Source organism: Aedoeadaptatus nemausensis (assembly GCF_903819165.1).
Taxonomy (GTDB): Bacteria; Bacillota; Clostridia; order Tissierellales; family Peptoniphilaceae; genus Aedoeadaptatus; species Aedoeadaptatus nemausensis.
Genome location: NZ_CAIJCS010000025.1, coordinates 1 through 6,893 on the forward strand (window position 1 = coordinate 1; position 6,893 = coordinate 6,893).

Annotated in this window: 10 protein-coding genes and 1 rRNA gene; 3 read left to right on the forward strand and 8 right to left on the reverse strand. The window is 45.6% G+C overall.

All coding sequences use genetic code 11. From position 1 onward, the window contains the following. Positions 1 to 339: 339 nt before the first annotated feature. The 7 genes from PEPTYR26121_RS07190 to PEPTYR26121_RS07220 form a co-directional block, all read right to left on the reverse strand. Positions 340 to 1,110: a hypothetical protein gene (locus tag PEPTYR26121_RS07190; RefSeq protein WP_180500621.1), complete on the reverse strand. Its 771-nt coding sequence runs from the start codon at positions 1,108 to 1,110 to the stop codon at positions 340 to 342. Further along, positions 1,103 to 1,798 carry an ABC transporter ATP-binding protein gene (locus tag PEPTYR26121_RS07195; RefSeq protein ID WP_180500622.1) on the reverse strand — a complete coding sequence of 232 codons (696 nt, stop codon included), beginning with the start codon at positions 1,796 to 1,798 and terminating at the stop codon, positions 1,103 to 1,105. Before PEPTYR26121_RS07195 ends, PEPTYR26121_RS07190 begins: the two co-directional genes overlap by 8 nt. 1 nt (position 1,799) lies before the next feature. Continuing rightward, positions 1,800 to 2,162, reverse strand: coding sequence for a GntR family transcriptional regulator (locus PEPTYR26121_RS07200; protein WP_180500624.1), 363 nt, complete (start codon positions 2,160 to 2,162; stop codon positions 1,800 to 1,802). 25 nt (positions 2,163 to 2,187) lie between these two features. Then, positions 2,188 to 2,940, reverse strand: coding sequence for an ABC-2 family transporter permease (locus PEPTYR26121_RS07205; protein WP_180500626.1), 753 nt, complete (start codon positions 2,938 to 2,940; stop codon positions 2,188 to 2,190). Then, positions 2,918 to 3,796 carry an ABC transporter ATP-binding protein gene (locus PEPTYR26121_RS07210; RefSeq protein ID WP_180500628.1) on the reverse strand — a complete coding sequence of 293 codons (879 nt, stop codon included), beginning with the start codon at positions 3,794 to 3,796 and terminating at the stop codon, positions 2,918 to 2,920. The genes PEPTYR26121_RS07205 and PEPTYR26121_RS07210 overlap by 23 nt, the downstream gene beginning before the upstream one ends. 152 nt (positions 3,797 to 3,948) lie before the next feature. Further along, positions 3,949 to 4,542, reverse strand: a complete 594-nt coding sequence (locus PEPTYR26121_RS07215; RefSeq protein WP_180500636.1) for a DUF3793 family protein — start codon at positions 4,540 to 4,542, stop codon at positions 3,949 to 3,951. Further along, a complete protein-coding gene (locus PEPTYR26121_RS07220) occupies positions 4,517 to 4,942 on the reverse strand; it encodes a flavodoxin (protein WP_180500638.1) in 426 nt (141 codons plus the stop codon). Before PEPTYR26121_RS07220 ends, PEPTYR26121_RS07215 begins: the two co-directional genes overlap by 26 nt. A gap of 479 nt (positions 4,943 to 5,421) precedes the next feature. On the opposite strand from PEPTYR26121_RS07220, the gene PEPTYR26121_RS07225 reads away from it, so the two are divergent. From PEPTYR26121_RS07225 to PEPTYR26121_RS07235, 3 genes are read left to right on the forward strand one after another with little or no spacing between them, the layout of a single operon-like run. Further along, positions 5,422 to 5,904 (forward strand): hypothetical protein, encoded by a 483-nt coding sequence (locus PEPTYR26121_RS07225; RefSeq protein WP_180500640.1) that lies wholly within the window; start codon positions 5,422 to 5,424, stop codon positions 5,902 to 5,904. 8 nt (positions 5,905 to 5,912) lie between these two features. Then, positions 5,913 to 6,128, forward strand: a complete 216-nt coding sequence (locus PEPTYR26121_RS07230; protein WP_180500641.1) for a helix-turn-helix domain-containing protein — start codon at positions 5,913 to 5,915, stop codon at positions 6,126 to 6,128. Next, complete coding sequence (locus PEPTYR26121_RS07235; protein ID WP_180500643.1) at positions 6,121 to 6,606, forward strand: hypothetical protein; 486 nt, start codon at positions 6,121 to 6,123, stop codon at positions 6,604 to 6,606. The genes PEPTYR26121_RS07230 and PEPTYR26121_RS07235 overlap by 8 nt, the downstream gene beginning before the upstream one ends. A gap of 186 nt (positions 6,607 to 6,792) precedes the next feature. Here the strand turns inward: PEPTYR26121_RS07235 and rrf are convergent. Beyond that, positions 6,793 to 6,893, reverse strand: a 5S ribosomal RNA gene (gene rrf / locus PEPTYR26121_RS07240); the annotation flags it as partial.

Below are 6,893 nucleotides of genomic sequence, written 5' to 3' on the forward strand. Positions count from 1 at the left end.
AGCCCAATAGGAATCGAAGCCCGTTAGGGCTTCGCACATTTAGAAACCGTTAGGGTGGAAAGGATTGGGGTTTCAGGGGAAAGGAAAGAGGGCGAATCGCAACGCCCTATTCCTTTCCCCTGAAGAATATTTTTGAATGAATGATTTATTTTGCTAAATAAATTCTTAAGCAGATAAGAAGATATATCCGCACACCCCTAGCGGGCGTGCAGGCACGCCCCTACAATGCACATGGCGTGGGTTTCGTTCGTAGGGGCTAGGGCTTCAGGCCCGCCTCTACAAAAAATATCTCTTCCCACAAAAAAAAGGAGGCCTTTCGGTCTCCTTTTTCTTTTTATTTTATTGTGCTGAGAGTTTCCGCTCGTGGCTATACACGCTCCTCATGTAAAATCCTATGATGAAGGCGAGCATCATGACGATGCCGACTCCGCCGATTTTGTTCATATAATCACTTATAACAAGGAACACTTCTTCTTTCTGTGCCGTTTGAAGCGCAAATTGATACTCGCTGAGGGAACTTCCCAATAGACGATAGACGGTGGAACTTAAAAAACCGGAAACTACCTCTACGGCGATCATAAGCATAATAGGCCCGCCGATGCCGAAGCGACGAAGAGCCTTCTCACTCCCCACGCTTCCCACAAAGAGCCATGCCGTGGAGTAGAAGAAGGGCGACAGCAAGATGCTAAGTCCGATTACCACATAGGTCGTGGCCGGCAATTGGGAAAGGTACGGCGAAACTTCATTCCAAAACTCCGTAATCCCCGGCGTACCTTTTAACATTCTGAAGCAAACCTCGAACATTTTTGCTCCCACAATCAAATAGCTGAAAAGATTCACGAGGGCAAACCAAAGCATGCGCCCAGTGATAATTTCTTTTCCCGTAAGGGGTAGTCCGCTGAAGAAGCTGCTGTACTCCCCGTAAAAGCGCTTGTAATCTCTGTAAATCAAAATGAGTGCCGACACGATAAGGGTCAGGTTGACGAGCATGAAGTTTATGATGGGCCCCATTTCGTGGGTGAGTACGATGGATCCCAAGGCCGGCACAAGGACCATGGCGAGCAGTATCCATTTATCCCGTTTAAAATAGTAGCTTAGTAATTTAGACACGGTACACCTCCCTGAAGATCGCTTCTAAATCTGTGTTGTACTTTTCCCGTAGAGCGTCGGCGTCGTCTTGTATGATGATTTTTCCGTCGCCGATCATCACCGCCGTATCGATAATGGGCTCGATGTCCCGCACCATATGGGTGGAGATGATCAGGGTGGCCTCGGGATCGAAGCCGTCTAAAATGCCGTCGAGCACCCCTTGTTTCGCCGCCGGATCCACGCCGCCGATGGGCTCGTCCAATAGATAGAGTTTGGCTTTTCTCGAAAGGGTGAGAGTGATTTGCAGTTTATCCCGCATGCCCTTGCTCATTTCCCGAATGCGACGATCGCCCTCGAGCTTAAACCGCTCCAGCATTTCCCGCGCCTTTCCGCCGTCGAAATCGTCGTAAAAGTGATCGTATAGGCCGATGGCATCTTCCGCCGTCAAGTCTTTGGGGAGGGGCAGGTGATCGGGTTGGTAGCTGACATAGGATTTCGTCAAGGGTCCCGGCCGGTTGCCGAAGACCGCCACATCTCCTTTGTAGTTCATTTCGAGACCCGCCAATATTTTTAACAGCGTGGTCTTTCCGGCGCCGTTGGGTCCGAGCAGGCCCACGATCCGCCCTGCGTCCAGCGTCAAGTTGAATCGATCCAAGACGATATTGCCTCGGTAATCCATGGTGAGATTTTTTATTTCCGTCGCTCTCATTTTATTCCCCCTTTTCCCATCGTTTTTCCAGTAATGTGATGGCCGTTTCTTTCGTCATGCTTAAATCGTCCGCCACGGTGATCAGAGCGTCGCAGGCGTCGAAAAAGGCGTCTTTCGCCAGCATATCGATGCTCTTTCTATTATCGGTGACGTATTTTCCTCGGGTCCTGTCCGTAGCGATCAGCTCCTCTCGTTCAAGTTCTTGTAATGCGCGCTGCACCGTGTTCGGATTCACGCTATAGGTTTTCGCCAGATTTCTTACCGATTCCAGTTTTTCGCCGGGAGCCAATTCCCCCGATGCGATCTGTTTTTTAATTTCTTCGTACAATTGCAGGTAAATGGGCCGATTGTTATCGAATTCCACGCTTACCCTCCTTTCGACTGATGTCCTAAATATCACTTCGCGTAAATTTTCTACTTCCTATAAAGTTAAAAGTACATACCAACCCCCAGTTTAAAGCCATAAATTTTATAAAATCTACGGTATCTCCCGAATCAATAAGTTTCCCTAAATAATAGATAGGTAATAGAGGCTGAATCATAGGAAACGATTTTAAATACATCATTATCACGTAGAGCAGAATAAACAGTCCGACGGACACATAGGATTTAAAGTACATACTTAAACACTGCACCAAGCTTATAGCAAGAATATAAAAGGACCCGATCCCCACGATGATCACTAGATCGCTAGACCAGCTCGCACTTGCGAATGTGCCGCTCGCAATGCTCGTGTTTGAAAGGAAAATATAGTAGCAGACAAGGGAAAATAAAACAAACAATAGGGATACGATCCACCAGTGGAATGTCTGAGCATAAAACTTTGCGTAATAGATCCTGCTTCTTTTATTGATACGGGTGAGCATCATGGACAAACTTCCGTTTTCTATTTCGCCTTTTAAAATGTTGGCGCTGTTAATAGCGAGAAATAGGAAAATAATGAACACCATGTAAACTAATGTGTACATATTATTGGCGAAAGTTAAGCCGTTAATCAGTTCCTTACCAGTGTACGTAATGATGCCGGAATGGGTGTAGACCCCCAAACTGTAAAATAACGGCAAAGCAAACATGAAGAGGATCAGGAAATTTTCTTTTCGCTTTAATTGTTTGTAGATTTCAAACCTTATCAGTCGTGACATGCTCTTCCTCCTCTAAAAAGCTTTCCAAGGGGTTCATTATCTTTTCGATAGCTCTGATTTTCGTGACACTGCCGATGTGCTGCAATTTTTCATGCAGTTGATCTTCCGTTACCAACAGCCTATGCTCATCAATTTGTTTCCCATAACGGCTACCCACTGTTGCCGCACACTCGACATTCAACACAACGGGACTTTGTATATGTATGTCTCCGTCATACCTCTTCATGCCGTCTTTTATGACGACCAATCGATTACAAAGGGATTTCACTTCGTCTAAATTGTGATCCGAAAAGATAACCGCCATCTCACGAGTTTTCACCATCTCCCGAATAAAATCCTTTACCATGTTGCGACCGTGAATATCCAATCCCACAAAGGGCTCATCTAGCAACATAAGAGTGTCTGCGTTTAAGATCGCCTGAGCAAAACCCAATCGCTGCTTCATGCCGAAAGAAAAAGATTTTACTTTCTTATGCTCCGAGCCCTCTAATCCTACAATGTTCAAAACCCGTTTAATCTCCGATTCCATTTTCTTATGATTTGTAATGCCGTTTAAAAATAAGACAGCTTCTAAGTTTTCGTAGGCGGTAAGATAGGGATAGAAATCGGGATTGACTGACACTCCAAACTTTTTTCTTCGCTCCGAGTCGATTGTCATTTCTTCGCCTTCATAAAATACCTTGCCCTTACCCGGATGAATATTTCCGGATAAAATATTGAGCAGCGTCGTCTTTCCCGCACCGTTTACGCCGATCAGTCCGACGATATCCCCTTTTTCAAGGTTCATAGAAAAATTAAAGAGTCCTTTTCCCTCGCCGTAATCCTTCGTAACTGACTGCACGTTTAGTAATTTCACGCTTACCCTCCTCTCGACTGTGTTACTCCCTTAATACATCATTATTGTATCATCGTCTTAATACAGCGTCAACACTTTTTCTAAAATTTTTGCAACAAAAAAGGACGTCGCGCAGACGTCCTTTTCAACAGAATATAGGAAGGTGTCATTATTTAGTTTGCTTGCACGCCTCGCCGCATGACGAGGTATTTCGCCAAATCAAAAAAGAAAAAGCGTATTTTCGATAGCAAGATGTTTTCATAGCATTTCCAGTATCCGACGAAACGATGTTCGCGCCTTTTAGCGAATGCTTCCACATCGGATATGGGATAGCCTAAGAAGATGCCGATCTCGTCGGGGCAGCCAGTTAAAAATCGTCTTTTTAACTCCGCAATGGCTTCCTCCGCCGTATCATATTCGTAGCCGCGATTCTTTAAGAAAGCTTGGCATCTCCTGTCCGATAGTTTGTGTTCAAGTTTTTTCAGGTCGTAGAAGTAAAGTAATAGGCTGCCTTTGGCGTTTACGAGTTCGGCATGGGCAAGGGGTATGGATTGTCTCACGCTTTCGTCGCATTTCCAACAACGGGAAAGATCTCTCGAAGGATTCACTAAGCTGACAAGAGTTCCTGTCTTTCCGCAAAAGGTCGTCGGCGCCGTGTAGGCTTTCAGTATGGCTTCTAAGTAGGCGCGATCATCGCAGGATGCGCACTGGTTCAGGTAGCCCACCGTTGTATGGTTCAGCTTACGCTTCACATAACGCGCGAGCACTTTTCTTGCACTCCTCTACTGCATCGCCATCCGGCTCGCCTTTGGCGATGACGGTATCGATGTAAGAGGCGCCTTGGCCTCGCACTTCGTCTTCCCAGGTTTCCATCCATTCTCCGTCCGCCCAGTCGTAGGATCCGAACAGTAGAATTTTCTTACCTTTGAGTAGGGGGTTCACATCGTCCATAAAAGGTCGCATACTGGCTTCTTCCAGTTCCTCGGCTCCCATGGCGGGGCAACCGAAGGCGATCTTTTCGGCACTGGCCACTGTTTCTTCCGTGGCGCTATCCACTTCGATAATCTTTGTTTCTTCTCCGGCTTCTCGAATTCCTTCGGCGATAGCATTTGCCATGGCCTCCGTGTTTCCGGTGCCGGACCAATAAATTACGGGTATCAAAAGCACACTCCTTTCCACCCTGTGGCACCTGCACGCTGCACACTATGGCATAAACGAAAGAAGTATCTGAGAAATATGTACCACAAGGTTGTTTTGATAATTCTTATCGTTTACATCTATGATTATATAGACTCATTTTTAAAAAAGCAAGGGATTTTCCATTATATTTGATAATTATTTTCAGTTATCTTTTAAACGGCTATTTTAAGCCGTTTTTGTATTCTGCTCTTTCTCTCCATTCTTCATGATTTTCTTTAGCCCCACCTTGTTATCGACTTTTTTCCTTATCGCCCTTTAAATTCTTCTTCTATTAAATCTGCGATGAGTTACCCTCTGTTGCCCGGCTTTTGTCTGCCGGTTTTTTATTCCGGATTCTATTTTTTTCTCGAAAACAAAGCCTTCTTAGCTTTGCCTTAATGTTTTTCATTAATTTCTTATTGTTTATCGATAACAAATGGTCTAGACTAAATCGTAGGAGCTATTTTATGAAACAGTTTAAATTATATTTTATCGGCTTCGCATTGGCGCTGGCTCTTTTAGGCGTCGCCGCTTTTTTCGCCATCGTCGGCATCTTGCCTATTAAGGGATGGATCACTAATGATCCTTCGTTCGCACCTTATCTCTATATGGTGCCCGTTTCCCTTACGCTCTTCGCCCTGACCGGCCTTTCTCTAATGGCGGCTATTCTCTCGGGTATGTACACGACCTATCTATACGGCAAGGGCAAAGTGTTTGAACTTGCTATGGAGAAAGGGCTAAACCGTACGGGCCTCGCTTTTTTATCGGCCTGTCTGTTTTCTCTGCTCTTCGCTATTTACTTGGCCGTCAACTTCAGGTCATTTTCGCTTTTTGCCGCCCTGCTTTTATTTGTAGGTCTATTCCTCTTGGCGGCGTTCCTCTTTTTTCTCCTTGCCGATGTGGTGGATAAGGGACGTCTGCTCCAAGATGAGCACGATCTTACGATTTGAGGTGCGCCATGATTCAAATTGATTTAGATCTTATGCTCGCCAAGCGAAAAATGACGCTCACCGAACTTTCAAAGGCGGTGGACATCAGTTTGCCCAATCTCTCGATTTTAAAGACTGGAAAGGCAAAGGCTATTCGTTTCTCTACTCTCTCCGCCATTTGCAAGACTTTAGATTGTCAGCCGGGGGATATTTTGCGGTATGAAGAAGGTGATGACGATGAATGATTATCGTAAGCGAGGAATTATATATTTCGCCCTCGTTTTTTTAATCGGCCTCGTCGCCGTAGGGCTTCTCTCCGATGGAACGCCTCCCCCTTTAAAAGAAGCGAGTTATGCCTTTAACACGAGATTCTCCGGAAGAGTGCGGAAGGAATTTTCCATAAAAAAAGCGCCGAGTTTTCACGGCGACGGCGTATCTTTTTACGTTTATACTTTAAAAGACGAGGATATGAAAATGTTGGAGGCGGATCTAAAGAAGAAAAAGGCCTATCCCTATCATTCTCCCATTGGCGAAGTGGTCGCCGGAGATTTGCAATTGGCTCTCAGGGAGCGGGACGCCTCCTATGATTTCGGTTCATTGGATGAGTACAGATATTATATTCAGGATCGCTCGCCTTTTAAGGGAAGTGTTCCGTCGAATTACGATGCGCTGATGGTGGAGAAGAACGGGAATCGAGTCGTGTATATTGTAAGCGATTCGTAAGACAAATGCCGCCACGTTGACGGATACGCCTCACGATTATGAACGTGGGATCGGGCACATATCTTTACACAAGTTTTGCGGGCCTGCCCCTACGGGTGCGCGAAGATTTTTCTTTACCTGCCTTATAAATTATTTTACGCATAAAAAAACACACGCCGTCATATGATCAGCGTGTGTTCTTTTTGTAACCGGCAATTTCCTACTCTCCCAGGTCGTTACCAACCAAGTACCATCGGCGTTAAGAGGCTTAACTTCTGTGTTCGGCATGGGTACAGGTGTGTCCCTCT

What these genes read in the sequence shown, in the direction of transcription:
- PEPTYR26121_RS07195 (WP_180500622.1), bottom strand. Translation starts at nt 1,798, where the DNA reads ATGAGAGCGACGGAAATAAAAAATCTCACCATGGATTACCGAGGCAAT.
- PEPTYR26121_RS07205 (WP_180500626.1), bottom strand. Translation starts at nt 2,940, where the DNA reads ATGTCACGACTGATAAGGTTTGAAATCTACAAACAATTAAAGCGAAAA.
- PEPTYR26121_RS07225 (WP_180500640.1), top strand. Translation starts at nt 5,422, where the DNA reads ATGAAACAGTTTAAATTATATTTTATCGGCTTCGCATTGGCGCTGGCT.
- PEPTYR26121_RS07230 (WP_180500641.1), top strand. Translation starts at nt 5,913, where the DNA reads ATGATTCAAATTGATTTAGATCTTATGCTCGCCAAGCGAAAAATGACG.
- PEPTYR26121_RS07235 (WP_180500643.1), top strand. Translation starts at nt 6,121, where the DNA reads ATGAATGATTATCGTAAGCGAGGAATTATATATTTCGCCCTCGTTTTT.